Origin of the sequence: Actinoplanes sp. NPDC049681 (assembly GCF_044465265.1) — a bacterium.
Taxonomy (GTDB): domain Bacteria; phylum Actinomycetota; class Actinomycetes; order Mycobacteriales; family Micromonosporaceae; genus Actinoplanes.
Window position 1 is genome coordinate 632414 of sequence record NZ_JBITLP010000003.1, and the last position, 23789, is coordinate 656202.

Genomic DNA, 23789 nt, shown 5'->3' on the forward strand with positions numbered 1-23789 from the left:
TCCTTCTCCTCAGGCGATGGGGGTGAACAGGGAGACGTACCAGTCGGCGATGGGTGCCGCCGCGAACACGGCCAGGAAGGCGCCGGCGAGCATGTACGGGCCGAACGGGATCTTGCTCTTGCGCCCGGCCAGCCGGGTCGCCATCAGCGCCGCGCCGACGAGCCCGCCGAGCAGGAACGCGGCGAACGCGCCCACCGCCACCGGGCCCCACCCGAGCCATCCGAGGTAGAAGCCGAGCAGCGGCGCGAGCTTGACGTCACCGAAGCCCATCCCGCCGAAGTGGGCCAGGAGCCGGTAGACGGCCCAGAGCAGCGCGCCGGCGGCCAGTCCTCGCAGGATCGGGGTCGTCCCGTCGCCGAGCAGTGCCGCCGGCACGAGCAGGGCAACCGCCACGAGGTACGACGGCAGCACGATGGCGTCGGGCAGCCGCATCACGTCCAGATCGATCAGGGCGAGTGCGACGGCGACGGCCGCCAGGTAGAGGTAGGCGGGAAGTGCCCAGGAGTAGCCGAATCTGGCGGCCACCGCCACGAACAGCGCCGCGGTGCCGGCTTCGACCAGCGGGTAGCGGATGCTGATCCTGGTGCGGCAGTCGGCACAGCGGCCCCGCAGGAGCAGCCAGCCGAACACCGGCACGTTGTGCCGGTTCCGGACGGTAGCGCCGCATTGTGGGCAGTGCGAGCCCGGCCGGACCAGCGATTCTCCCCGCGGGATCCGGTAGATCACGACGTTCAGGAACGAGCCGACCGCGAGACCGAGGAGGGCCACGACGCCGAGCAGCAACGGCTGGGGCATGGTGGTCCTCCTCGTTCTCGTCGGTGTTTGGCTCAGAACGGCGCCGGCGTCGGCGCCATTCGGCACACGATCAGCTGGTGGTGAGGCCCGCGCAGTCGTCGACCTTGGGCTTGTCGCCGGCAGCCGCCTTCACCGAGCCACCCTTCGAGCTGTCGTACATGTAGACCTTGCCGGTGCCGCCCTCGTTGGTGGCGCAGATCTTGTAGCTGCCCGAGGTGCCGCTGCCGGTGATCTTCACGTAGTTCATCTTGGTGTTGTCCGACAGCGTGATCTGGTTGGTCGTGCCGCTGCTGTCGAGGCTGAAGCTCTTGTCCTTCACGCCGCTCGACTCCGGGTACTTGTTGCCGTTGTCGGTGTACCACTGCTCGACCGCGCTGACCGCGCCGCGCACGTCGGACTGCGCCGACTTGTCGGCGGCGCCCTGGCGGTAGTTCAGGTACACCGGGACGGCGATCGCGACCAGCACGCCGATGATGACCACGACGACCAGGAGCTCGATGAGCGTGAAGCCCTCGTCGTCCTTCTTGGCGCGCAGCCGGTTGATGATGTCCTGCATGGAACGTGCCTCCGTTGTGGCGTCAGGGTTGGGGCGGGGATGCGGTTGTCCGGGCTCGGGCGCCCGACGTCGACCGGAGACCGGTCGGTCACTGCTCCAGGGCCTTAGTTGCTCTGGATGTTCTGGTAGATGGTGAACATCGGTAGGTACAGGCAGATCACCATTCCGCCGACCACGCCACCCATGACGAGCACCATGATCGGTTCGATCGAGGCCGCCAGGGACTCGGCGGCGCTGTCGACTTCCCTGTCATAGAAATCGGCGACCTTGTCGAGCATCTGACTGATTTGACCGCTTTCTTCGCCGACCTCGATCATCTGCGTGACCATGGCGGGGAAGACCTTGTGGTGGCGCAGGGCCGAGGACATCGGCTGGCCGTCGCGCACGGCGGACTGGACGTCCTGCATGGCTCGGTTGATGACCTCATTGCCGGTGGTCTCGCCGACCACGGTGAGCGCCTGCATCACCGGCACGCCGACGTTGAGCAGCAGGCCCAGATTGCGCGAGAAGCGGCTCATCGCCAGCTTGCCGAGGAGTTGCCCGAAGACCGGCATCCGGAGCTTGATCGTGTCGACCTTCAACCGGAAATCGGCGCTGGTGCGCAGCTGGCGCTTGTAGAGGACCGCGCTGCTGATCGTCACGCCCAGGAACGTCGGGGCGATCCACGCCATGTTGTGGCTCAGGTCGACGAGGAACTGCGTGATGGCGGGTAGCTCACCGCCGAGATTCTTGAACATCTGTTCGAAGATCGGGACGATGAACTTGAGGACCGCCCCGATCATGACGAAGGTGAAACACAGCACGATCGCGGGATACGTCAGGGCGGCCTTGATCTTGCCCCGGAGTGCGGTGTCCTTCTCCATGCTCTCGGCGACCTGCTCGAGAGCCTGGTCGATCATACCGCCGGCCTCGCCGGCGCGGACCATGGCGATCATGAGGCGCGGGAAGATCTTGTCGTGCTTCGCCATCGCCGCCGACAGCGCGACGCCGGTGGACACGTCGGCACTGACCTCGCCGACCGCCTTCTTGAGGCTGAGGGCCGAGGTCTGCTCCTCGAGAATGGCCAGCGAGCGCAGCAGGGACATGCCCGACCCGGTCATCGTGGCGAACTGCCGCGCGAAGATCGCGAGGTCCTTCAGCTTCGTCCGGCCGCCCAGACCCGGGATCTTGATGTCCATGTTGAGGCCCTGGCCGGCCTCGGTCAGGTTCAGCGGCATCTCGCCGCGCTGCTTCAGCATGTGCATGGCGGCCGCATCGTTGGCCGCCTCCACCGTGCCCTTGGTCTTGCGGCCGGTCGAGTCGATGCCGTTGTAGTGGAAGGTCTTGGTCGCCGGCATGTCACACCCGTCCGATGAGGCGCTTGAGTTCGTCGGCCGAGTGGCAGATCTCCAGGGCCGCCTGCAGCGACACGACGCCCTCGCGGACCCGCTCGGCCAGGTGCTGGTCGAAGGCGAGCATGCCGTCGTTGCCGCCGGCCTGCATGAAGGAGGGGATCTGGTGGGACTTGCCCTCGCGGATCAGGCTCCGAATGGCCGGCGTGGCGGTGAGGATCTCGCACACCACGGCCCGGCCCTTGTTGTCGGCGCGCGGCGCGAGCGCCTGCGTGACGACGCCCTGAAGGCTGGCCGCCAGCTGCGCGCGGATCTGCAGCTGCTGGTGCGGCGGGAAGATGTCGATGACGCGGTCGATGGTCTGCGTGGCGCTCTGCGTGTGCAGGGTCGCCAGCACCAGGTGGCCGGTCTCCGCGGCGGTCAGCGCCGTCGCGGTGGTCTCCAGGTCGCGCAGCTCGCCGACCAGGATGATGTCGGGGTCCTGCCGCAGGGCGTGCTTGAGGGCCTGCGCGAACGTCTGGGTGTCCGAGCCGACCTCGCGCTGGTTCACCACGCTGCGCTTGTGCGGGTGCAGGAACTCGATCGGGTCCTCGATGGTGATGATGTGCGCCGCCCGGCTGCGGTTGGCGAGGTCGAGCACCGAGGCCAGCGTCGTGGTCTTACCGGAACCCGTCGGGCCGGTCACCAGTACGAGACCGCGCGGCAGGTGCGCGAAGCGGCTCACCGAGTCCGGCATGCCGAGCTCGTCCAACGGCTTGATCTTGTGGGGGATGGCCCGGAAGACCGCGCCGCACGAGTTGCGCTGGATGTAGAGGTTGCCGCGGAACCGGGAGACGCCCACGATGCTGTGCGCGAAGTCCAGCTCCTGCTCGTGGCGGAACGTCTCCCACTGGGCCGCGGAGACGCCGGCCCGGCACAGCAGGGCGGTGTCCGCCGAGTTGAGCTTGCCGTAGCCGGGCAGCGGGCGCAGACCGCCGTCGACCCGGATCATCGGCGGGGAGCCCACCGTCAGGTGCAGGTCGGACCCGCGCGCCTCGACGAGCGAGACGAGCATCTGGTCCAGCACGGCCAAATCTCCCGCGGCGGGCTCCGCCGGAGCGGCCTCCTGCGGTAGTTCTTGATCGACCGTGTACATCCGCTGCCCCGTCAATCTCCTCGTGAACCTCTGACGTCTCCCCATTCGGCACCGCGATCGAGGGCTTTAGGAGCTTTTCCGCCAGAAATGCGCGGTACCGGCCCGTCCGCGGTACCCTGCCGCGCCGTGTCAGACGGCGACGCGCGAGACCTCGCGTACCGAGGTCAGGCCGCCGGCCGCCTTCGCCAGGCCGTCCGCGCGCAGGTCGTACATGCCCTGGTCGACGGCGACCTCGCGGATCTCACCCGCGGAGGCGCGCCGGATGGTCAGCGTCTCGATCTCGGCTGAGACCGGCATGACCTCGTGCAGCGCGATGCGGCCGCGGTAGCCGGTGTTGGCGCAGTCGCGGCAGCCGATCGGCTTGTACAGCACCTCGGGGATCTTCAGGTCCTCGATCGGCCAGCGCGCCGCCTCCAGCTCCTGCTCGGTGGGTGCGTACGCCTCCTTGCACCAGTCGCAGAGCCGCCGCGCGAGCCGCTGGGCCAGTACGCAGTCCAGCGAGGAACCGACGAGGAAGGGCTCGATGCCCATCTCGGTGAGGCGGGTGACGGCGCCGGGAGCGTCGTTGGTGTGCAGCGTGGAGAGCACGAGGTGACCGGTCAGCGAGGCCTCGGTGGCGATCTGGGCGGTGTGGCCGTCCCGGATCTCACCGATCAGCACGACGTCGGGGTCGGACCGCAGGATCGCCGGGAGAACCGCGGCGAAGGTGAGCCCGGCCTTCGCGTTGACCTGCACCTGGTTGACGCCGCGCAGCCGGAACTCGACCGGGTCCTCGACCGTGATGACGTTGATCTCCGGCTTGCTGATCCGGCCCAGCGTCGCGTACAGGGTGGTGGACTTGCCGGAACCGGTCGGGCCGGTGACCAGGACCATGCCGTGCGGCTTGGTGAACGACTCGGCGAAGCGGGTGAGGTTGTGCTGGGTGAAGCCCAGCTTCTCCATGTCGAGGTCGATGCCGCCGGTGTCGAGCACCCGGAGCACGATCTTCTCGCCCCAGACGGTCGGCAGCGTCGCCGTACGCAGGTCGACCTTCCGGTCCCTGATCATGACGGTGATGCGGCCGTTCTGCGGCACCCGCTTCTCGGTGATGTCGACGCCGGACATGATCTTCAGGCGCGAGATCAGCGCCGACATGACGCCACGGGACACCATGTCCAGCTCGTGCAGCACGCCGTCGATGCGGTAGCGCACGCGGAGCCCGTCCTCGGTCGGCTCCAGGTGCAGGTCGGAGGCGCGGTTCTGGACGGCCTGCTCGATCAGGCTGTTGACGTACCGCACGATCGGCGCGTCGTCGGAGGTGGTGGCCTGCGCCGTCATGCCCGCCTGGTCGTCCAGCGGGTCGTCGGCCAGGTCGCCGAGGTCGCTGTCCTCGCGCTGCAGGCGCTCGATGATGCGGCGGACCTCGCTGCGGGCCACCACCACCGGGCGGACGGTCATGCCGGTGGCGGCGCGGACGTCGTCCAGCGCCACGACGTCGCCCGGGTCGGTCACGCCGACGACCAGCTCGCCGTCCGTGATCTGCAGGCCCAGCACCCGGTGCCGCAGGACGACCGGCAGCGGGATGCGCCTGAGGGCCGTGGGGTCGATGGGGTAGCTGGCCAGGTCGACGGTGTTCATGCCGAACGCGTACGCGGCAGCCTCGGTCAGCTGCTCCTCGGTGACGACCCGCGCGCTGAGCAGCACCGCCCGGACCGATCGGCCGCTGTTCTGCGCCTCCTCGGCCGCAGCGTCCACCGCGTCTTCCTCGATGCCCATCTGCTTGAGGGCGTCGAGCAACGGGCGGAAGGTCTGATCCATGACATCCTCACGACGTATGACCGGGGGATTACGTCTGTCCCATCGGACACTCCCGCCGTGAGCTGAGGACGCGTGTCAGGGGTGACGAAACGCTCTCCGGTATGCCGTCGGCGCCACCCCGACCGAGTGCTGGAAGTGCTGCCGGAGCGCCGTGGCGCTGCCCAGGCCCGAGCGGCGGGCGACCACGTCCACGCTCAGATCGGTCGACTCCAGCAGCAGCCGGGCGTGCGCCATCCGCTGCTGCAGCAGCCACTTCTGCGGGCTCATCCCGGTCTCGTCGCGGAACCGGCGGGTGAACGTCCGTACGCTCATCCGGGCGTGCCCGGCCAGCTCGTCCAGGCTGATCTGCTCCGCCAGCCGGCTCAGGGCCCAGGCGCGGGTGGTCTCGGTGCCGTTGCCGTGCGCTGCCGGGATCGGGCGCTCGATGTACTGCGCCTGGCCCCCGTCGCGCCACGCCGGCATCACGCAACGCCGGGCGGCCTGGTTGGCCACCGCGCTGCCGTGGTCGCCGCGGACGACGTGCAGGCACAGGTCGGCGCCGGCCGCCACGCCGGCCGAGGTGAGCATGTCGCCGTCGTCGACGAACAGCACCTCGAAGTCCCACTCCACCCGCGGGTAGAGCCGGCCCAGCCGCTTCGCCCAGGCCCAGTGGCTGGCGGCCCGGCGGCCGTCGAGCATCCCGGCGGCCGCGAGCAGGACCTCGGCCACCTCGGCCGTGACCGTGCCGTCGGTCAGGGGCGGCCCGCCGCTCACCCCCGGCACGAGCACGGTGTCGGCGGTCGCCAGCGGCGCCAGGTCGTGATCCGGCACGACCGTGAAGCCGCCGCGTTCGGGCCGCACCGGCCGGCCGCCCGGACCGCAGGTGGTCACCGTGTAGAGCGGGGTGTTGTCGGCGGTGCGGGCGGCCCCGAAGACCTGCGGCGGAACGCCGAGGTCGAAGCCGACCACGCCGTCGAGGACGAGCATCGCCACGGCATGGGTCATGGCCCGATTCTTGCGCATCATGGCTTCCCGGCCACTCGTCCGCCCGGCCGGACCTCCGCAGAATGATCGGGTGACTCTCCGCCGCCCGCATCCCGCCTGGCTCGTCGCCGCTGTCGCGTTCATCGCCCTGATCGGTGCCGCCGGCTTCCGCGCCACGCCGTCCGTCCTGCTCCAGCCGCTGCACGACGAGTTCGGCTGGTCGCTCGGCACGATCTCGGCCGCGGTGTCGGTCAACCTCCTGCTGTACGGCCTGACCGCCCCGTTCGCCGCGGCGCTCATGGAGAAGCTGGGCATGCGCCGGGTCGTGGCCGGGGCGCTGATCCTCGTCTCCGCCGGCAGCGGCCTGACCGTCTTCATGCGGGCGAGCTGGCAGCTCGTGCTGTGCTGGGGCGTGCTGGTCGGGCTCGGCACCGGCTCGATGGCGCTGGGCTTCGTCGCGATCGTGGCCAACCGCTGGTTCGTACGGCGCCGGGGACTGGTGACCGGTGTGCTGACCGCGGGCGGCGCGGCCGGCCAGCTCGTGTTCCTGCCGCTGCTCGCGCGGCTCACCGGCGCGCACGGGTGGCGGACCGCCGCGCTGACCGTGGCGGCGGCCGCCCTTGCCGTGGTGCCGCTGGTGTGGTGGCGACTGCGCGACCGGCCGGCGGAACTGGGCGTGGCCGCGTACGGGGCCGGCCCGGGCGATCCTGCGCCGCCCGCCACCCCGCCCGGCAGCGCCGCCCGCAACGCCCTGCGCTCGCTGCGTACGGCGGCCCGTACCCGGGCGTTCTGGCTGCTGGCCGGGGGCTTCGCGATCTGCGGGGCCACCACGAACGGGCTGGTCGGCACCCACTTCATCCCGGCCGCCCACGACCACGGCATGGCGGGGACGACGGCGGCGAGCCTGCTCGCCCTCGTCGGACTCTTCGACATCGCGGGCACGATCGCGTCCGGATGGCTCACCGACCGGGTCGACAGCCGGCTGCTGCTCGGGGCGTACTACGCGCTGCGGGGGCTCTCGCTGCTGGTGCTTCCGTCCCTGTTCGCCGCCACGGCGCATCCGAGCATGGTGGTCTTCATCCTGTTCTACGGCCTGGACTGGGTGGCCACGGTGCCGCCGACCGTCACCCTCTGCCGGGAGTACTTCGGGGCGAGCGGCGCGGTGGTCTTCGGGTGGGTCTTCGCCTCGCACCAGTTCGGCGCGGCGATCGCGGCCACCTCGGCCGGCCTGGTGCGCGACCGGCTCGGCAGCTACGACTGGGCCTGGTACGGCGCGGGCACCTTGGCGCTGACGGCGTCGCTGCTCTCGCTGATGCTGCTGGCCGGGCGGCGTACCCGCGAGACCGGCCCGGCGGGTCCGGGCATCGGCCTCGCGTTTCCCGCCGCCGCGCCGGCCGCGACTACTTCGGCTGGGTGAAGCGGATGCTGTTGCCGAAGGGGTCGCGCAGCCCGCAGTCGATCCCGTACGGACGCTCGGTCGGTTCCTCGGTGAACTCGACGCCCTTGGCGAGCAGCGTCTCGTAGGTCTTGCGGCAGTCGTCCGTGGAGAAGATCAGTGAGCCGCCCGTGGCGCCCTTGGTCACCAGCTCGCGGACCTGCCGCGCGGTCTCCTCGGACATCGCCGGCGGCCCCGGCTTCTCGAGCAGGATGTGCCGGTCGGGGTGGCCGGGTACGCCGACGGTGAGCCAGCGCATGAAGCCGAGGTCGACGTCGGCCGTCACCTCCAGGCCGAGCTTGCCGACGTAGAAGCCGAGGGCCTGATCCTGGTCCAGGACGTAGATCTGCGAGTGCGTGATGGCGTTGAACATGCGGATCACGCTAGCCAGCGGGGCGCCGGAAAACTTATCCGGAACTGCTCGGTCGCATCCATGCCATCGCGAAGCAGGTCGGTACGCCCGCGAGCGCCGCCGCCTCCCGCCGGTACTGACGCGGAGACCGGCCGACGATGTCCCGGAACGTCCGGCTGAACGTGCCCGGGCTGCCGAAGCCCACCTCGAAGCAGATGTCGGTGATGCTGCGGTCGCTCTCCCGCAGCAGGAACATCGATCGCTCGACCCGGCGGCGCTGCAGATAGCGATGCGGTGTCTCCCCGAACGTCGCCCGGAACGTGCGGGCGAAGTGGGCCGGCGACACGTGCGCGATACGGGCCAGGGCGGCGACGTCCAGCGGCTCGGCGTAGTCCCGGTCCATCGCGTCCCGGGCCCGCAGCATCCGCCGGTTCGTGTCCTCCACCGCGCGCATGTCAGAGGGGCGGAGGCTCGATCTCGGTCTCCAGGCGGGTGCCCGAGAGCGCGCGGGCGAGCAGCGGGTGGCTGTCGCCGTACACCTTCTGCAGCTCCTCCGAAGCGGCCTGCGTGGAGCCGTCGTCGCCCGCGTCCAGCGCCACGTTGAAGGCGCAGGCCAGGGTGTCCGGGTGATCGGCGCCGCGCACGATGCGGGAGCGGTTGAGCGTGTCCAGCGCGATCTCCCGGGCCTGCTGGGCGTCACCGGTGGCGAGCAGGTCGGCCGCCATGCCGTTGGCGCAGCTGAGCGTGAAGGGATGGTCGGCGCCGACGCTGCGCCGCAGGCCGCCGAGCGCCTCCTGGTCGATGGTGCGGGCTTCGGCGTACCGGCCGGTGGCCCGGACCACCCCGGCCAGATCGGCGGCGGCGGCGAGGGTGAACGGGTGCTCGTCGCCGAGTACGGCGTGATAGCGGGCCACCGCCCGTTCCAGCAGCCGGTGCGCCTCGTCGAGGTCGCCGGCGTCGCGGGCGCAGTTCGCCAGCGACACCATGGCGCCCAGCGTCTCCACGCTCAGGTCACCGAACTTCTGGCGGTAGAGCTCCACGTTGGTCGCCGCCAGCGCGCGGGCCTCCGTACGCCCGGAGCGCCGCGCCGCCATCGCCGCGAACCGCCCGGCCCACAGCGCCATCGGATGGTCGGGCCCCAGCGTGTCGAAGTGGCCGGCGACGGCGAGCAGCTCCGAGGCACCCGCGTAGTCGCCGAGGCCGAACAGGTCGAACGCCAGCCCGGCCCGCGACGACAGCGTCTCCGGGTGCCCGTCCACAAAGATCATCTGCCGGTGTCGCAGCACCTGCTCGTCCAGTGCCTTCGCGCCCCGGAAGTCGCCGAGCAGCCGCAGGTCCGCCGCGAGGTTGTTGGCGCAGCGCAGCGCGGTCGGGAAGCTCTCGCCGAACAGCCGGCGGTAGCGGACCAGGTTGTCGGCGTCCAGTTGCCGGGCCTGCCCGAAGTGGCCCTGCATCCGCAGGTCGGCGCCCACGCTGTTGGCGGTCGCCAGGGTGGTCTCGTCGTCGCCGCCGAGCACCTCGCGCTGCGATCGCAGGGTCTGCGCGTTCAGCGCCCGGGCGTCGGCGGTGCGGCCCACGGCCCGCAGGGCGTTCGCCAGGTGGAAGGACGCGAGCAAGGTCTGCTCGTCGGTCTCCCCGAGGCTGTCCCGCCACCGCGACACCGCCTGGTTGGCCAGGTCGCGGCTGGAGTCGTAGTCGCCGCGGGCGTAGAGGAAACGGATGCAGTTGATGACGAGCTGGCGGATCTCCTCCGAGTCGCCGCCGAGCACGTCGGAGTGGACCAGATGCGGGATGATCTCGGCGTACCGGGGCCAGTGCGTCGGGTTGTCGGGGTCGCCCGGGTCGGCGGCGGCCAGCATCGCGCGCACCGTGCGCAGCAGGGCGGCGTGCCGTTCCGAGCTGAGCTGCTGGCCCAGCATGCCGCGGACCATCGGGTGCACGATCAGGCTCTCGCCCGGCGGATCCAGGTCCGCCAGGCCGTAGCGGCCGGTCAGGCGGATCGCGGCCTTCAGCCGTCGTTCGATCCGGACGGTACGGGCGAGCTCCGGCGAGACCAGCCCGCGGGCGGCCCACAGCAGCTCCCACGACACCGGCGCACTGGCGAGGAAGGCGCTCAGCTGGAGCAGCTCGAAGGCGGCCGGGGACGCCTCGGCGAGCCCGTCGGCGGCCAGTCCCCAGGCGACCCGGATCGGGGTCGGGAAGGCCAGCTCGCCGGCGCGGGCGTCGTAGCGGCGCAGGTACTCCTCGACGCTCCAGCCGGTCGCGGTCCGCACCGCGGAGGCCTCGTCGAGGGCCATCGGTACGTCGCCGAGGTGGGCGGCGAGCCGGTCGGCGTCCGCGGCGGACAGCTCCGGGGCGCGGCGCTGCAGGAAGTCCACGCTGTCCGTACGGTCGAAGACGGGAACCGGCATGGCCTGCGCGACCTCGGTGGTCCACCGCGGATTGCGGGACGTGACGAGCACGTGGCCGGCGCCGCTCGGCAGGTAGGGCTTGATGTCCTCGGGCCGGTTGGCGTTCTCGAAGACGACGAGCCAGTTCCGGTACGGCTCACCGCGGCTCAGCGCGTCGCGCACCGCCCCGAGCGTGCGGTTGATGTCCCGCGCCTCCGGCAGCTTGAGCTCCTGCGCGAGCCCGACCAGCGCGGCCCGCATGCCGGCGGTCTGCTCGGCGGGGATCCACCACACCAGGTCGTACGTGTCCGCGTAGCGGTACGCGTATTCCACGGCGAGCTGGGTACGTCCTGTGCCGCCCAATTGGTGATCGGCGGAGGGCAGCAACACCACCGGTCCGTTGCCGAGCAGCTCGCGCATGTCGGCGAGGAGCCCCTCGCGCCCGACGAATCGCGTGTTGCGCGGCGGCAGACCGCCCCGGATCGGCACGCCGCCCCTCCCCACAGATGTCCCCGCCCTCTACTGTCATGCTGCCGATTACCGTACGTGGAATCATCACCACTACGGAAGATTGGCCCCACCGCATCAAACGGAAGGCCCCCCGGTGACCGACGAACCCGTGACGAGTCTCGACCGCGACGCCGACGTGGTCACCGTCGCCCTGCAGGGCGAGGTCGACGTGCTCAACGTGGACCAGGTCCGGATCGCCCTCGTCGAGGCCCTCGAGGCCCGCCCGCGGACGCTGGTCGTCGATCTCGAGAAGCTGTCGTTCATCGACTCCACCGGGCTGGGCGCGATCATCTTCGGCTTCCAGCGGGCGCGGGACGAGGGCGTCGAGTTCTTCCTGGCCCGCCCGACCCGCGGCGTGCACCAGATCCTGGTGCTCAGCGGCGTCCTCGAGGTCGTCGAGCTCAAGCAGTAGGGCCGCCCGGTGCGTGCTCCGGACGGCCCTGGAGGTCACGTCATCCGACCCAGGCGAATTCCCTGGCGGGCACCGCGACCGCCGTACGGAAGTTGTTGTTCACCGTGGCGGCCTCGGTGGCGTTCGGGTAGGCGTTGGTGCAGGAGACCGGCGCGCTGCTGCCCGACATGAGGTCCGAGCAGAGGCCGGTGCGGCGGTCCGGCAGCCCGAGGATGTGCCCGAACTCGTGCGCGGCGATCCGCGGGACGTAGTAGCCCTCGTTCACCGCCTCCCGGCCCATGTACCAGCGGCCGTTGCCCAGCGACGTGGTGTACGTCCGCGGCCAGCCGTTGTCGGCGTACACGCGGATGTTGGGGGTGCGCCCGGCCGGGACGGGCTCGAGCCGGACGGTGGTGACCCGGCTGTTCCAGATCTGCGCACCCTGGTTGACGACGGCGACGAACTCCTGCGCCTGGCTGGCGTCGTAGTACAGCACCCGTGGCGCGGCCGCCGCGGGATCCGCGGCGGCGACCTGCAGGCCGGCCGCCGCCAGGAACGCGAGCAGGACGGCGGACAGTCTCTTGAACAGCATCGATGACCTCCCTGAGGGTGGGGACGGACTGCCCACACGGTAGTCAGGGAACGACGTTCATCGATGCAGTTCGGTCATACCTGTTGCCGCCTCATGGTCACGTGATGGCGGCCGGTCGTTCGTCAGCGGGACAGGGCGGCTTCGCGGGCGAGCAGCGCCGTGAGGTCGCCGGCCGGCATCGGCCGGGCGAAGTGGTAGCCCTGCGCCTGCGCGCATTCGAGCTCCCGCAGCCGGGAGGCCTGGGTGGCGTCCTCGACGCCCTCGGCCACCGGCGCCAGCTTGAAGGTCCGCGCGATCTGCAGCACCGCCTCCGCCACGGAGGCGCCGGAGCTCTCCTGCATGGCCTGCACGAACGACTTGTCGATCTTGACGACGTCGACCGGCAGGGTGCCGAGGTGGCTCAGCGACGAGAAGCCGGTGCCGAAGTCGTCCAGCGCGATCCGCACGCCGAGGGTCTTCAGCGCGCCGAGCACCCGGGCCGACTCGACCAGGTCCACGAGCGCGACCGACTCGGTCAGCTCGAGCACGAGCAGGTTCGGCGGGAGGCCGGTGCGCTCGAGCACGCCGCGGACCTCGTCGACGAGGTCCGGGTTGCCGAGCTGGCTCGCCGACAGGTTGACGTTGAGCTCGAAGCCCGGGTTGTCGCGCTGCCACTCGGCGGCCTGGCGGCACGCCTCCTCCAGCACCCAGCCGCCGAGGCGGGGGAGCAGGCCCAGCGACTCGGCCATGTCCAGGAACGCCACCGGCGGGATCATGCCGCGCTCGGGGTGGTTCCAGCGGATGAGGGCCTCGACGCCGACCGTACGCTCGCCCTCGAGGTCGACGATGGGCTGGTAGTGCACCTCGAACTCGCCGGCGTCGACGGCACGGCGCAGGTCCGCCTCCTCGTGGCGCCGGGCCTCCACCGCGGCGAACTGCGCCGGGTCGAAGCGACGGGCGAGGCCCTTGCCCTCGGCCTTGGCCTGGTAGAGGGCGAGGTCGGCCTCGCGCATGACCTCGTCGACGGCGGTGCCGGCGCCGCGGGTGATGGCGATGCCGGCGCTGGCCGGGATGGTCAGCACGACGTCGCCGATGATCAGGGGCTGTTCGAGGTCGCGCAGGATCCGGTTCGCCACGGTGTCGGCGATCTGGTCGTCGACGAGGCGGGGGAGCAGCACGACGAACTCGTCGCCGCCGAGACGCGAGACGGTGTCGTTGTTGCGGACGTTGGCGGTCAGCCGCTCGGCCGCGGTACGCAGCAGCTCGTCGCCGACGGAGTGCCCGTACGTGTCGTTGACCTCCTTGAACCCGTCCAGGTCGACGAGAATCACGGCGGTCATGGTGTCGTCCGCGTCGGCGAGCGCGTCGGTGGCGTGGTCCATGAAGAGCTTGCGGTTGCCGAGCTCGGTCAGCGGGTCGCGGAACGCCTGCCGGGCCAGCTGGGCGCGCTGCCGGGTCAGGTCGCGGACCAGGCCCTCGTTGGTCCGCGCACCGAGGAACTGCCGGAGCAGGATGATCGCGGCGACGACGATGGTGAGCCAGGTCAGCCCGCGGTTGCTCGAGCCGCTGTGGGCGAACCAGTAGCCGGCCATGACGACGGCGGAGGCGACCGGGGCGTACTGCACCAGCGGCCACCGGCGGGCCAGCAGGAGCACGCCGGCGCCGAACCCGAGCACCAGGCTCACGCCGACGGCGAGCGTCAACGGCTCGGCACCGCCCCGCGTCGCGTCCGCGAACAGCGCCGGCCAGGCGAGCAGCAGCAGCGACGTGAAGATCATGATGACGTCGACACAGCGACGCACACGATCCACGGTCTTGCCGGTCCGGCTCATGTCCCACCTCCAACGGGCAGCATGATCGGCCCGGCGGCGGGTGACTTTAGGAAACCCACCTCGACACGGCGAGCGGGTCGGGAGGGTCGTCGCGCAGCGCGTCGTAGGCCGCCGCGGCGAGCTCCGGCGCGGCCCGCAGGCCGCCCGTCAGGAACATCCCGGCCCAGGCGGCTCGGTCACCCGGATTCTTCCGGTACGCCCTGAGCGCGGCGGCGTCGTCCCCGCGCACGTACGCGAGATCGCCCTCCGCGCCGTCCAGGGGCAGCCCGCGCAGCAACCGGTGGGTGAGATCCAACCGGGCGCTCGCCTCCAGAGCCCGCTGCGGTGCCGGGCGCAGCACGGAGGTTACCGGCGGCGCCGGCTCTCCGCGCCGCCACGCGGAGGCCAGCGCCGCCGCGTCCGCCGGGTCGACGTGCAGGTTCCGCAGCCGCCAGCGCAGCCGATGATCGCGGTTGGCGCCCTCGGCGAGGCGCAGGACAACCGGGTCGACCGGCTCGTCCAGCCAGGGCCGCACCTCCGCGCGCAACGCACCCACGAACCGCTCGCCGGCCGGGGTGAGATCGCGCAGGCCGTCCGCCGCGGCGGCCACCGCGGCGCGCCACCGGGCGAACTCGAACCGGGCGAGCGGGTCGCCGGGCCGGGCGCGCCAGAAGCGCGTGACCGTCAGGTACGCGTACGCGCCGTGCAGGATCCCCGACGCGGGCCGCGGGTCGTCGCGCCAGGGCGAGTAGCCGAGCTCGTCGGGGGCGGCGAGCAGGTCGAAGAGGTACTGCACCGCGTTGAGGATGCTGTGCTGGGTCTCGTGCAGCAGTCCCACGGCGAAGGCGGTCGCGTCGGCCGGCTCGGAGATCGCCACGGCGCCGAACGCGTCGGCCGAGGTGGCGCTGATGCCGCGGGCGGCCGGGTCGGCGCGTACGGGCACCACGCTGTCGAGGATGGCGGCCAGGATCGCGGCGTCGGGGCGTACCAGATCGACCAGGAGCCGCCACGCGTCCTCGAACGCCGTCTGCCAGCGGGCCAGCTCTTCCGCGGTCAGCGGGGGTGCGGGCGGCAGGCCGAGCCCGGCGCGCAGGGGATCCGTGTCCTCGAGCCGTACCGAGATGCGCAGCCCGTCGTGCTCGGCGGTGAGCCGCCTGCCGGGGACGCGCCGGGCGCGGGGCGTCCGGGCCCGGGCGGCGAGATCACTCAGGTGGCCGACGCCGGCCCGGTCCGGGGTCGCGCCGGCGCGCAGCGCGGTGAGGCAGCGGGTGGCCCAGACGCCGAAGAGGGGGCGGGCCAGCAGGTCGCGGACCCGCTCGGGCTCGGCCCGCTCCGCGGCGGCCAGCGCGGCGAAGTCGTCCGTACGGGTGGCCACCGCGATCTCGCGCAGCAGCAGGAGGTGGCGGCTCAGCCGGGCCCGGCGCAGTTCGCCGAGGGTGGCGGGATCCGGCCGGCCGGCGCCGAGCGCGGCGAGGGCGGTGTCGCTGAGCCGATGCGGCGAGGCCGCTCTGACCGCCGTCGATCCCATCCGTGCCGTGCCGTCCTAGAGGGCCGAGTTGAATCCGGCGATCGGCTCACCCGGACGGGCGAGCTCGTCGGCGAGCCGGCGCAGGCACCGGCCGAGGGCGCTTTCATCCGTTCCGTCCGCTTCGGCGTCCGCCGCGAGTTCGGTCAGCGACAGGGTCGACACATCGATCATGGCCGACCGCCATTCCGGCGTCGCACCGGTGGTGCTCCTGCCCCCGTCCACGTCCGCCTACCTTCGTCGGATGGTGCTAATTGTCGGTCAGCAACAATCAATGTATTGCCGCCACATTACGGCGGTCGTCGGGTCGGGTGATGTCCGGGCGTGTCCCGGGGCGGGGTCGCTCAGGGCGCCGCGGCGTGATCTCATAGGACGCCAACACCACGAAAGTCGGCAACGGAGGACAAACTGTGCTGGGGCGTGACCCGACGGGGGAGCAGGTGGAGGAACTGGCCGAGGACGAGGCGACCGGCGAGACCGACGCCGAACCCGAGCCCGAGTCGCCGGTGATGCCGTCGCCGCCGTTCCCCACCTTCCGGAGCCGGCCGACTCTGCCGCACCAGACGCCCGGTGTCGGCTTCGAGAGCGGGCGGGACAGCCGTGCCCGCTGAGGATCCGCGCCCGCCGCTGCCGCAGCGTGGTCCCGCGCCCGCGGTCGAGCGGATGGACAACGCCGAGCTCGCTCGCATGGTCGAGGCCGAGCATCCGTACCGGGGCAAGGCGCTCTTCGAGCTCTCCGACCGCATCCCGCACGACGACGACGCCGCGACCAAGGTGGCGATGCTGAGCCGGCTCAGCTCGCTGCGCGAGGCGCGGCTCTTCGACCGGGTCTCGCTGGCCTGGTCGGCGATCATCGCGTTGCTGGCCGCGGAGACCCCGCACTCGCGGGCGGCGGCGTACGAGGCGTTCGGTGCCCTGGACATCGCGGAACAGCGGGACATGCTGGACTATCTCGAGGTGACCGCCATCGAGGAGGCGCATCCGAGGATCGGGTAGGCGGCGCGGGCGGGACGCCCGCGCCGAGCGCGGCGTCAGGCCTCGACCTTCACGTCCTTCCAGAACGCGACCCGGTCCCGCACGGCCTTCGCGTCGGGCTTCGGGTCGGGGTAGAACCACACGGCATCCTTGGTGACGTGCCCGCCGGACTCCAGCGTGTAGTAGGAGGCCTTGCCCTTCCAGGGGCAGACGGTGTGCGTGTCGGAGGGGCGCAGCACGTCTTCCCGCACCGAGGAGCGCGGGAAATACGTGTTGCCCTCGACTACCACGGTGTCGTCGCTCTCGGCGATGATCTCGTCGTTCCAGATGGCCTTCGGCATACCCCGAACGTAGCGCGCCCGTCGGCCCCCGTCCGATATGCGGGGTTTATTCGCCTCCCGGGGGTGAAACGCCGGGGGACATCCGGACATTGCCCCCGCCCTGTACGACGATTTAAGGTCGATCCGCCCAGGACCCCCCACCGACGGAAGCGCACCGCCATGATCAGTTCGACCACGCTTCCGGGCGTCCGCGAGCAGGCCCGGCACGCGCTGCTGCTGCTCGGCGGCCCGGCCCCGGCCCGTCTCGTCGTGGACGTGCACACCGCCCTGTTCGACGGGGACCTGTCCATGTCCGGCATGGCGGTCATGCTGCGCGACGAGGAACGGCACTACGATCCGGACGCCCTCACCGCGTACCGGATCTGCCCGGCCCTGCACCACGACCTGACGGTGGCCCGCGGCCTGGTGACCCTCTCCGGCTGGCCCGCGGCCCGGCGCCTGGTGTCGGCGCGGTCGGCCCGGGCCGACGCCCTCGCCGCCGTGGTCCGCATCGCCGAGTTCGTCGCCATCCGGGCCCAGGCCGGCAGTGCCGTCCTCGACCTGCTGAGCCGCCTCGCCGAGACCGTGCCGGGCGGTCCCGAGGCGTTCCTCGTGCACGACCCGCGGGCGCTCGCGGACGCGGCCCGGGCCGCGCTCGCCGAGATCACCGTCGACGCGCTGCCCGAGGCGGTCGAGCGGCGGTGGGCGGCCCTCGACGAGCGGCAGCGGCTGTTCGGCGTCATGAGCCTGCCCCACCAGCGGGCGCGCGGGTGACGGCGGCGCTCGACCGGATCCGCGGCGGCGTACCCGCCAAACGGCACAACGCGCGCACCATCGCCGCGCTGACCGCCAACCCGGGATGCGCCCGGCGCGCGGTGCTCGACGCCGCGGGGGTCGACAAGCCGCGGCTGGCCGAGCGCATCGGCTTCCCCGGCAACTTCGGGCAGTCCCGCTTCGCGCTCGCGCGCGGCAACGGCTTCGAGGCGATGCTCAAGGCCGACGACTGCGCGCTCCTGCTGTCGGTGCTGCGCGACGTACTGGCGCTGGAGACATCCGCCGTCTCGTACGACGACCTCGGCGAGGACGACGACGCCACGCTGACCGCTCGGCACGGGCGTACCCGGGACCTGCTCGCGGCCGCCGCCGGAGCCGCCCTCATCGACCACCCCCTGCTCACCCTGGCCGTGGCCGGCCGCAAGGTCTTCCTCGAGCCGGACCTCATCGCCTTCCACGCCGGAAGCCCATCCCACCACCCCGCCACCGCCCACAACCGGACTGAAGGCGGCCTGCTGCACGTCGTGGAGATCAAGTCGTTCGCGATCGTCGACGGCCAGGCCGACAGCGCCAAGGTCTCGGGCGCCGCGGTGCAGGCCGCCGTGTACGTGCTCGCGCTGCGCCGGCTCCTCGCCGACCTCGGCCACGACCCGGCCCTGGTCAGCCACGACGCGGTGCTCGTGTGCCCCCGCGACTTCTCCCTGCAGCCCACGGCCGTGCTGGTCGACGTCCGCAAGCAGCTTTCCACCCTCACCCGGCAGCTCACCCGGCTCGCCTCGGTCGCTGACCTGGTCGCCGCCCTGCCGCCCACGCTGACCTTCGACACGGCGCTGCCGCCGGCCGACCTCACCGCCGCGCTCGGGCAGGTCGAGGCCCGGTACGCGCCCGAATGCCTGTCCGCCTGCGAGCTGGCCTCCTACTGCCGGCACGAGGCCGCCGGCAGCACCGCGGCGCTGGGCCGCCCGGTCCGGGACGCGCTGGGCGGTGTGGACACCGTGGATGAGGCGCTGGCGCTGGCGGCGGGCACGCGTACGCCCACCGAGGAACAGGCCGAGGCGGCCGCGTTGCTGCAGGCCGCCGCCCGGCTCCGCGCCGAGGCCCTGTGAGCACGCTGACCGCGCTCGCCCGGGCGCAGGCGTATGCGGCGGGCCGCGCCCAGCCGATCGCGACGGTACGCCACCTGCACCTGCACGAGCGGCCGCTGGTGCTCATCCCGTACACGATGGCCGGTGAACCCAACGCGCCGCTCGCCGCGATGGTCGGCACCGCGGAGGCGAACCCCCACCTGCTGGTCGTGGCCCAGCCGCGCAACCGCGACGACCGGTTCGCGTTCGCCGCCCGCCTCGCCGAGGTGCTCGTGCCGTACGTGGATTCGTTCACCGCGGTCACCGAGGCGGTGGCGGTGGACCGGGGACGCGACGTGCGCTACCGGTTCACCGACGCGCCGCAGATCTGGGTGCCGAACCCCGGCGGCATCGACTTCCTGCGGCTGTTCGGGCGTTCCACCCGCTTCCGCAGCACCGAGGGCGAGTACGCGGTGCCCGTGTCGGTGCCCCTGCTCGGACGGTGGCTGACGTTCTTCGCCAACGCGGCGGAGGTGCCGGGCTCGTCGTTGCTGCTCAACGCCGTACAGGCGCTGTCGTCGCATTGGGCGACCGGGCAGAGCAGTGCCGAGGACGCCCAGCTCGCGGCCCTGATGGCCTGGCTGTCCCCGCCGCCGGGGACGTCCGTCTTCGAGGCGGCGGCGCGGGCCGAGGACCCGGCGGTGACGCCCCCGGCCGGCCCGGCCACCGACCCGGCGTTCGACAACCACGTGCTCGCGCCGCTGCTGTCGGTCGCCGAGCCGGACGTGGCGGAACTGACGCGGGTGCTGCGCGACCAGCTCCTGCCCACCTGGACCCTGATGTGGCGCGCCCTCGACCTGCTGCGCGCGCTGCCCGCCGGCTCCCGGGTCCCCGGGCGCTGGGACGGCGACCGCGACTCCTTCTCGTCCTTCGTGCAGCACCTGGCGGACGGCGGCCCGCCGCAACCCCGCCGCGACGGTGCCGTGGCCGCGGCCGCCCGGCTCAGCCGCCTCGAGAACGCCGCCGCCCGCTACGCCGTCCAGCGCGCCTTCGACGACCCGCTCGTGATGGCCGAGCACCGGCTGAGCGGCGCGGCCTTCGCCGGCGACGTCACCCTGGCGAAAGCCGACCGGATCGACGACACCGGCAAACGACCGGTGCTGCGCCCGCGCATCATGGTGGTCACCCCGGAACCGGTACGGGTGGCGCCCGGCGCCGCATTGACCTCGCCCGCAAGGCCGGCCCAGAAGGCCACGGTGATCTCCGTGACGCCGGTCGACGGCTCGAAGACCGAGGTCCTGCTCGAACTCTCCGGCGGGATGGGCCGCAAACTGGTCGCCGAGCCGGGCAGCGTGCCGGAGGTCGGTGAGCGGCTGCTGCTGACGACACTCAGCGAGGCGTACCGCCCGGGCGGCGCCTTCCCGGAGCCGGACCAGACCCCGTGGACCCACGGCGGCCCGCCCTCACAGGAGCCGGACGAGTAGGAAGGCTATGTCGTCGGCGCGCCGGGCCGCCCCCTCCACGAGGCGGGTGCACAACTCGTCGCCCGGCAGCTTCTGGTGTCGGTGCAGGATCTCCCGGACCCGGGCGATGCCCTCGTCGAGCACATGCCCCGGATCCTCGACCAGGCCGTCGGTGTAGAGCAGCAACACCGACCCGGCCGGCACGGCGCGGCGGTGGGTCGTACGCTCCAGCCGCGGAACGACCCCGAGCAGCGGCTCCGGGCTCTCCCACCAGACGTCGACCGTGCCGTCGGGGCGCACCAGCAGCGGCGGAGGATGCCCGGCGTTCGCGAACGTGACCTCGTAGGCGGGGCCGTCACGGCGTACCCGGGCCAGCACCGCCGTGGCCGCCGCCGGCACCCGCAGCCCGCGGACCGCCCGGTCGAGCTGGGTGAGCAGGGGGCCGGGCTCGTCGTCACGCCCGTACGCGTCACCGCGCACCAGATTGCGCAGCTGGCCCATCGTTGCCGCGGCCTCGATGTCGTGCCCGGACACGTCCCCGACGGCGAGCATCACCGAACCGTCCGGCTGAGCGAAGGCGTCGTACCAGTCCCCGCCGACCGCGGCGCCGGCCTGCGCCGGCAGGTAGCGGGCGTGCAGCTCCACGTCGGGAATCGTGGGAAGCTCGGTCAGCATGCTGTGCTGCAGAACCTCGGCGACGTGCCGCTGCTGCCGGTACAGCCGGCTGTTGTCGATGGCCAGCCCGGCCCGCCGCGCGATGTCCAGCGCCGTCCGCTCGTCGCCCTCGCTGAACGCGGCCCGCTGTGGCCCGTTGACCAGCGCGATCGACCCCAGCACCCGCCTCGTGACCGGAGCGGCGACCGGAACGACGACGAACGAGGAATACCCGAGCCGCATGGCGATGTCGGCCATCTCCGGATCGGTGGTACGAGCCAGCAACGTCTCGGCAGTCTCACCCTGGCGGCGCACCGGCTGCCCGGACCGCTGCACGGCGAGAACCGCGGACCCCGCGCCGAGCCCGCCGGCCATCTTCGCGGCGAACCGCTCGACGTCGGCCGCCAAGGCAGGATCGCGATGCGTGGCGGAGACATGGCGGACGTTGCCGTTCGGATCGGCGAGCGTGACGAGACACCAGTCGGCGAGGCGGGGGACGACGCCGCCGGCGAGCCGCCGGACGCCCTCCTCGACGTCGAGCGTGCCGGCGAAGGCTTCGGTCAGCTCGGCGAGCATGGCCAGCTGGGCGCGGGCCTCTTCGGCCTGGTGGCGAGCTTCCTCGGCTTGGGTGAGGGCCTTCTCGGCTTGGTGGCGGGCTTCCTCGGCCTCGGTGCGGCTCGCTTCGGCCTGGTTGCGGCTCGCTTCGGCCTGCTTACGGGCCTCTTCGGCCTGGTTGCGGGTCTCCTCCGCGAGGTCGCGGGCGATCCGGAGGCGGAGCTCGGAGGAGCAGGCCTCGGCGAGATCGGTGAGGATCGCCAGCTCGTCGCCGGTCCAGGCGCGAGGCTCGGTGTCGATAGCGCACAGGGACCCGAGCGTCCGCCCGTCGGCATCGGTCAGCGGCACCCCCGCGTACGCCACGACCCCGAGCTCCGGGATGGCGAGGTTGTCGCGGACCTGGGCGTAGATGCGGGCGTCGGGAAACACCTTGGTGCTGCCCTCGATGACCACGTGCCGGCAGAACGAGTGGGAGTGAGGAGTCTCCCGCTTGGCACTCCACGGCTCGGCCAGGCCCACCTGCCCCGGAAAGAACTGCCGCTCCTCGTCCACCAGGGAAACGAGGGCGACGGGTACGCCGAGCAGCCGCTTGACCAGCGACGCGAACCGATCGAAAGCCGCATCGGGCTCGGCCCCGACACAGACCCGCTGAAGCGAACGCAGACGCGAGGCATCGCCGATCACACCGCGATCCGGTGCGCCGGGTTCCGAGCGCTCGGACATGCCCCTCCCACCGTCGCCCCCAGGCGGTTCGATCAGCCAGGCTACCCGCGGAGCCGGACGTCATGCAGGGCATGCGGCACCGATCCACATCACTCATCCGGGCGCCGCGGGCGCGGGGTACATGGGGTCCGAGGGTCGGGGTGCCGGCTTGAGCGTGGGTCCGGGTGCGTCGGAGGGTGCCGGTTCGGCCCGTCGGCCCTGAGCGTCAGGGTGCGGGCGTGTCCGCGGTCGTGACCCGGGCTTCGCCGGCGACCGGTGTCCAGCGCTCGGCCCAGCGCTTGCGCACCACGTCGAACGCGGCGTCGTCCAGCCCGTACGTCGACACGATCACCTCCATGCGACCCGGCTGACGGCTGGCCAGGTGTTCCCTCCCGGCGATCACGACGAGGTGCCCATCGGCGTCGACGAGCCACGCGACCCGCTTGCCGACCGGCGTGGCCTTGCCGCCCGCCAGGGCGAGCGCCTGGCGGCCGGTGGCCGTGCCCGTCAGGTAGAGCGTGCGGCGTACGCCCGTCGGCTTTTCGTCGAGCAGGTAGCGGAGCTGGATGAGGAAGGACCGCCAACCCTCCTCGATGGCGTCGTACCGGTCGCGATCGCCGGACGGCCGCCCCTCGCGCACCACCCGGACCGTGGCACGGTCCTCGTCCCCGGTGACCTCCAGATAGGACCCGTCGGCCCAGCCCATCTGCTCCGGCGCGAGGAAGGTCGCCTCGTCCACGAAGATGTGCCGGATCTCGGCGTCCAGCCCGTCGTAGTCCCACCCGAACCACTGCCGCAACACGTCCGGCTGGGTGACGGCGGCCCAGACCTGGTCCCGGCCCGCGGTCACGGAGACTTCGACGTCGTACGGCTTCGGCCTTTGCTGATCGGTCACGGTCACTATCCTGGCGGTAGTCTCCGGATCACGCCACGCGATCGCCGTCGATGTCATCAAGTCGTTTCGTGTGTCGTCCCCTTTCCGTTCCGGGGCGTTGGCGTTCGTCGCCGGCCGGCAGTGGTGTGCCGGGTGCGCGAGCCGGGTGCGGGGCTTCGGGCCGGTGCTCGCCGAGCTGCTTCGGACGGGCGGAGGAACCTTGCTCGGGACTGGCAGCCCCGGAGTAGGCCTGTCCGGAACTCTCCGGACTCGATTTCCGCTGGGCGGTCTTGGGCTGGGTAACGCGAGGCCGGGCGTAGCCGGGCTCGGCGGCCTTGGGCGGGTCGTAGCTGGGCTGGGCGGCGCTGGGCTGGGCGGCGCTGGGCTGGGTGGCGCTGGGCTGGGTGGCGCTGGGCTGGGTGGCGGCCGACTGCGGTCGGCCCGTCGGTGCGCGGTTCAGGGGGAATCGCCGGCCCGCGCTCAGACCTGAGCGGATGGTGCGGATCGTCTCCGCCCGACCCAACCCGCACCAAGCACCGGCCGCCATGAGCTCCCGCGACACGGTGGCGGCGTCGAGGAAGCCTGCACCCACGAGCCGGCCGAGCGCGAACGCCGCCCGGTTCAGCGTGTCGTTGCGCGTTCCGACCAGGGCTCGGGCCACCCGATCGATCTCGGCCTCGAGGGCCACTGCCGCATACCGCTCGGGATGGACGATCCCGGACCAACCCGAGCCGGCCGAGCCGGTGCCCGCCGAGCCGGTGCCCGCCGAGCCGGTGCCCGCCGAGCCGGTGCCCGCCGAGCCGGTGCCCGCCGAGCCGGTGCCCGCCGAGCCGGTGCCCGCCGAGC

At 72.2% G+C, this 23789-nt stretch carries 23 protein-coding genes and 1 pseudogene; 7 read left to right on the plus strand and 17 right to left on the minus strand.

The annotated features are described in order from the left end of the window. Positions 1-9: 9 nt before the first annotated feature. The 6 genes from ACIBO8_RS12815 to ACIBO8_RS12840 all read right to left on the minus strand — a co-directional run bounded on the left by ACIBO8_RS12815 (position 10) and on the right by ACIBO8_RS12840 (position 6598). Positions 10-795: a prepilin peptidase gene (locus ACIBO8_RS12815; RefSeq protein ID WP_396115300.1), complete on the minus strand. Its 786-nt coding sequence runs from the start codon at positions 793-795 to the stop codon at positions 10-12. 70 nt (positions 796-865) lie between these two features. Then, complete coding sequence (locus ACIBO8_RS12820) at positions 866-1351, minus strand: prepilin-type N-terminal cleavage/methylation domain-containing protein (protein WP_396115301.1); 486 nt, start codon at positions 1349-1351, stop codon at positions 866-868. Between the two features lie 104 nt (positions 1352-1455). Then, positions 1456-2688, minus strand: a complete 1233-nt coding sequence (locus tag ACIBO8_RS12825; protein WP_396115302.1) for a type II secretion system F family protein — start codon at positions 2686-2688, stop codon at positions 1456-1458. 1 nt (position 2689) lies between these two features. Then, positions 2690-3817 (minus strand): type IV pilus twitching motility protein PilT, encoded by a 1128-nt coding sequence (locus ACIBO8_RS12830; RefSeq protein ID WP_396115303.1) that lies wholly within the window; start codon positions 3815-3817, stop codon positions 2690-2692. A gap of 129 nt (positions 3818-3946) precedes the next feature. After that, on the minus strand, positions 3947-5614 hold the full coding sequence (locus tag ACIBO8_RS12835) for a GspE/PulE family protein (protein ID WP_396115304.1): 1668 nt from the start codon (positions 5612-5614) through the stop codon (positions 3947-3949). 75 nt (positions 5615-5689) lie between these two features. After that, a complete protein-coding gene (locus ACIBO8_RS12840; protein WP_396115305.1) occupies positions 5690-6598 on the minus strand; it encodes a GlxA family transcriptional regulator in 909 nt (302 codons plus the stop codon). Positions 6599-6668: 70 nt separating this feature from the next. Here ACIBO8_RS12840 and ACIBO8_RS12845 point away from each other — a divergent pair, with 70 nt between their 5' ends. After that, positions 6669-7994, plus strand: coding sequence for an MFS transporter (locus ACIBO8_RS12845; RefSeq protein WP_396115306.1), 1326 nt, complete (start codon positions 6669-6671; stop codon positions 7992-7994). Here ACIBO8_RS12845 and ACIBO8_RS12850 read toward each other — a convergent pair. From ACIBO8_RS12850 to fxsT, 3 genes are read right to left on the minus strand one after another with little or no spacing between them, the layout of a single operon-like run. Further along, positions 7978-8385, minus strand: coding sequence for a VOC family protein (locus tag ACIBO8_RS12850; protein ID WP_396115307.1), 408 nt, complete (start codon positions 8383-8385; stop codon positions 7978-7980). The genes ACIBO8_RS12845 and ACIBO8_RS12850 overlap by 17 nt on opposite strands. A 34-nt stretch (positions 8386-8419) precedes the next feature. Further along, the gene (locus ACIBO8_RS12855; protein WP_396115308.1) at positions 8420-8818 is read right to left on the minus strand and encodes a helix-turn-helix domain-containing protein; all 399 of its coding nucleotides are present in this window, start codon (positions 8816-8818) and stop codon (positions 8420-8422) included. A gap of 1 nt (position 8819) precedes the next feature. After that, positions 8820-11243: an FxSxx-COOH system tetratricopeptide repeat protein gene (gene fxsT, locus ACIBO8_RS12860; protein WP_396115310.1), complete on the minus strand. Its 2424-nt coding sequence runs from the start codon at positions 11241-11243 to the stop codon at positions 8820-8822. Between the two features lie 115 nt (positions 11244-11358). On the opposite strand from fxsT, the gene ACIBO8_RS12865 reads away from it, so the two are divergent. Next, positions 11359-11676, plus strand: a complete 318-nt coding sequence (locus ACIBO8_RS12865) for an STAS domain-containing protein (protein WP_396115311.1) — start codon at positions 11359-11361, stop codon at positions 11674-11676. 40 nt (positions 11677-11716) lie between these two features. Here ACIBO8_RS12865 and ACIBO8_RS12870 read toward each other — a convergent pair whose 3' ends face one another. The 4 genes from ACIBO8_RS12870 to fxsA form a co-directional block, all read right to left on the minus strand. Beyond that, positions 11717-12247 (minus strand): snapalysin family zinc-dependent metalloprotease, encoded by a 531-nt coding sequence (locus ACIBO8_RS12870; protein ID WP_396115312.1) that lies wholly within the window; start codon positions 12245-12247, stop codon positions 11717-11719. A 122-nt stretch (positions 12248-12369) separates the two neighbouring features. Then, entirely contained in the window at positions 12370-14058 is a 1689-nt protein-coding gene (locus ACIBO8_RS12875; RefSeq protein WP_396115313.1) for a putative bifunctional diguanylate cyclase/phosphodiesterase, read from the minus strand. Between the two features lie 46 nt (positions 14059-14104). Further along, positions 14105-15565 carry an aKG-HExxH-type peptide beta-hydroxylase gene (locus tag ACIBO8_RS12880; protein WP_396115314.1) on the minus strand — a complete coding sequence of 487 codons (1461 nt, stop codon included), beginning with the start codon at positions 15563-15565 and terminating at the stop codon, positions 14105-14107. A 15-nt stretch (positions 15566-15580) separates the two neighbouring features. Then, positions 15581-15787, minus strand: coding sequence for an FxSxx-COOH cyclophane-containing RiPP peptide (gene fxsA, locus ACIBO8_RS12885; RefSeq protein ID WP_396115316.1), 207 nt, complete (start codon positions 15785-15787; stop codon positions 15581-15583). 185 nt (positions 15788-15972) lie between these two features. Here fxsA and ACIBO8_RS12890 point away from each other — a divergent pair, with 185 nt between their 5' ends. Together ACIBO8_RS12890 and ACIBO8_RS12895 are read left to right on the plus strand one after the other, a co-directional pair. Further along, a complete protein-coding gene (locus ACIBO8_RS12890) occupies positions 15973-16173 on the plus strand; it encodes a hypothetical protein (protein ID WP_396115317.1) in 201 nt (66 codons plus the stop codon). Further along, the gene (locus tag ACIBO8_RS12895) at positions 16163-16558 is read left to right on the plus strand and encodes a hypothetical protein (RefSeq protein WP_396115318.1); all 396 of its coding nucleotides are present in this window, start codon (positions 16163-16165) and stop codon (positions 16556-16558) included. The genes ACIBO8_RS12890 and ACIBO8_RS12895 overlap by 11 nt, the downstream gene beginning before the upstream one ends. Before the next feature lie 35 nt (positions 16559-16593). On the opposite strand, the gene ACIBO8_RS12900 is transcribed toward ACIBO8_RS12895, so the two are convergent. Continuing rightward, the gene (locus ACIBO8_RS12900) at positions 16594-16878 is read right to left on the minus strand and encodes a DUF427 domain-containing protein (RefSeq protein WP_396115320.1); all 285 of its coding nucleotides are present in this window, start codon (positions 16876-16878) and stop codon (positions 16594-16596) included. A gap of 159 nt (positions 16879-17037) precedes the next feature. Here ACIBO8_RS12900 and ACIBO8_RS12905 point away from each other — a divergent pair, with 159 nt between their 5' ends. The 3 genes from ACIBO8_RS12905 to ACIBO8_RS12915 are packed head-to-tail and all read left to right on the plus strand — an operon-like array spanning position 17038 to position 20179. Further along, positions 17038-17631 (plus strand): hypothetical protein, encoded by a 594-nt coding sequence (locus ACIBO8_RS12905; protein ID WP_396115321.1) that lies wholly within the window; start codon positions 17038-17040, stop codon positions 17629-17631. Further along, positions 17628-18737: a hypothetical protein gene (locus ACIBO8_RS12910; RefSeq protein WP_396115322.1), complete on the plus strand. Its 1110-nt coding sequence runs from the start codon at positions 17628-17630 to the stop codon at positions 18735-18737. Before ACIBO8_RS12905 ends, ACIBO8_RS12910 begins: the two co-directional genes overlap by 4 nt. After that, complete coding sequence (locus tag ACIBO8_RS12915; RefSeq protein ID WP_396115323.1) at positions 18734-20179, plus strand: hypothetical protein; 1446 nt, start codon at positions 18734-18736, stop codon at positions 20177-20179. Before ACIBO8_RS12910 ends, ACIBO8_RS12915 begins: the two co-directional genes overlap by 4 nt. On the opposite strand, the gene ACIBO8_RS12920 is transcribed toward ACIBO8_RS12915, so the two are convergent. The 3 genes and pseudogenes from ACIBO8_RS12920 to ACIBO8_RS12930 all read right to left on the minus strand — a co-directional run. Beyond that, positions 20159-22090 carry a SpoIIE family protein phosphatase gene (locus ACIBO8_RS12920; protein WP_396115324.1) on the minus strand — a complete coding sequence of 644 codons (1932 nt, stop codon included), beginning with the start codon at positions 22088-22090 and terminating at the stop codon, positions 20159-20161. The two genes, ACIBO8_RS12915 and ACIBO8_RS12920, sit on opposite strands and share 21 nt — an antisense overlap. A 205-nt stretch (positions 22091-22295) precedes the next feature. Next, positions 22296-22964 carry an activator of HSP90 ATPase gene (locus ACIBO8_RS12925; RefSeq protein ID WP_396115325.1) on the minus strand — a complete coding sequence of 223 codons (669 nt, stop codon included), beginning with the start codon at positions 22962-22964 and terminating at the stop codon, positions 22296-22298. 28 nt (positions 22965-22992) lie between these two features. Continuing rightward, positions 22993-23789, minus strand: a pseudogene (locus ACIBO8_RS12930) (hypothetical protein); the annotation flags it as partial.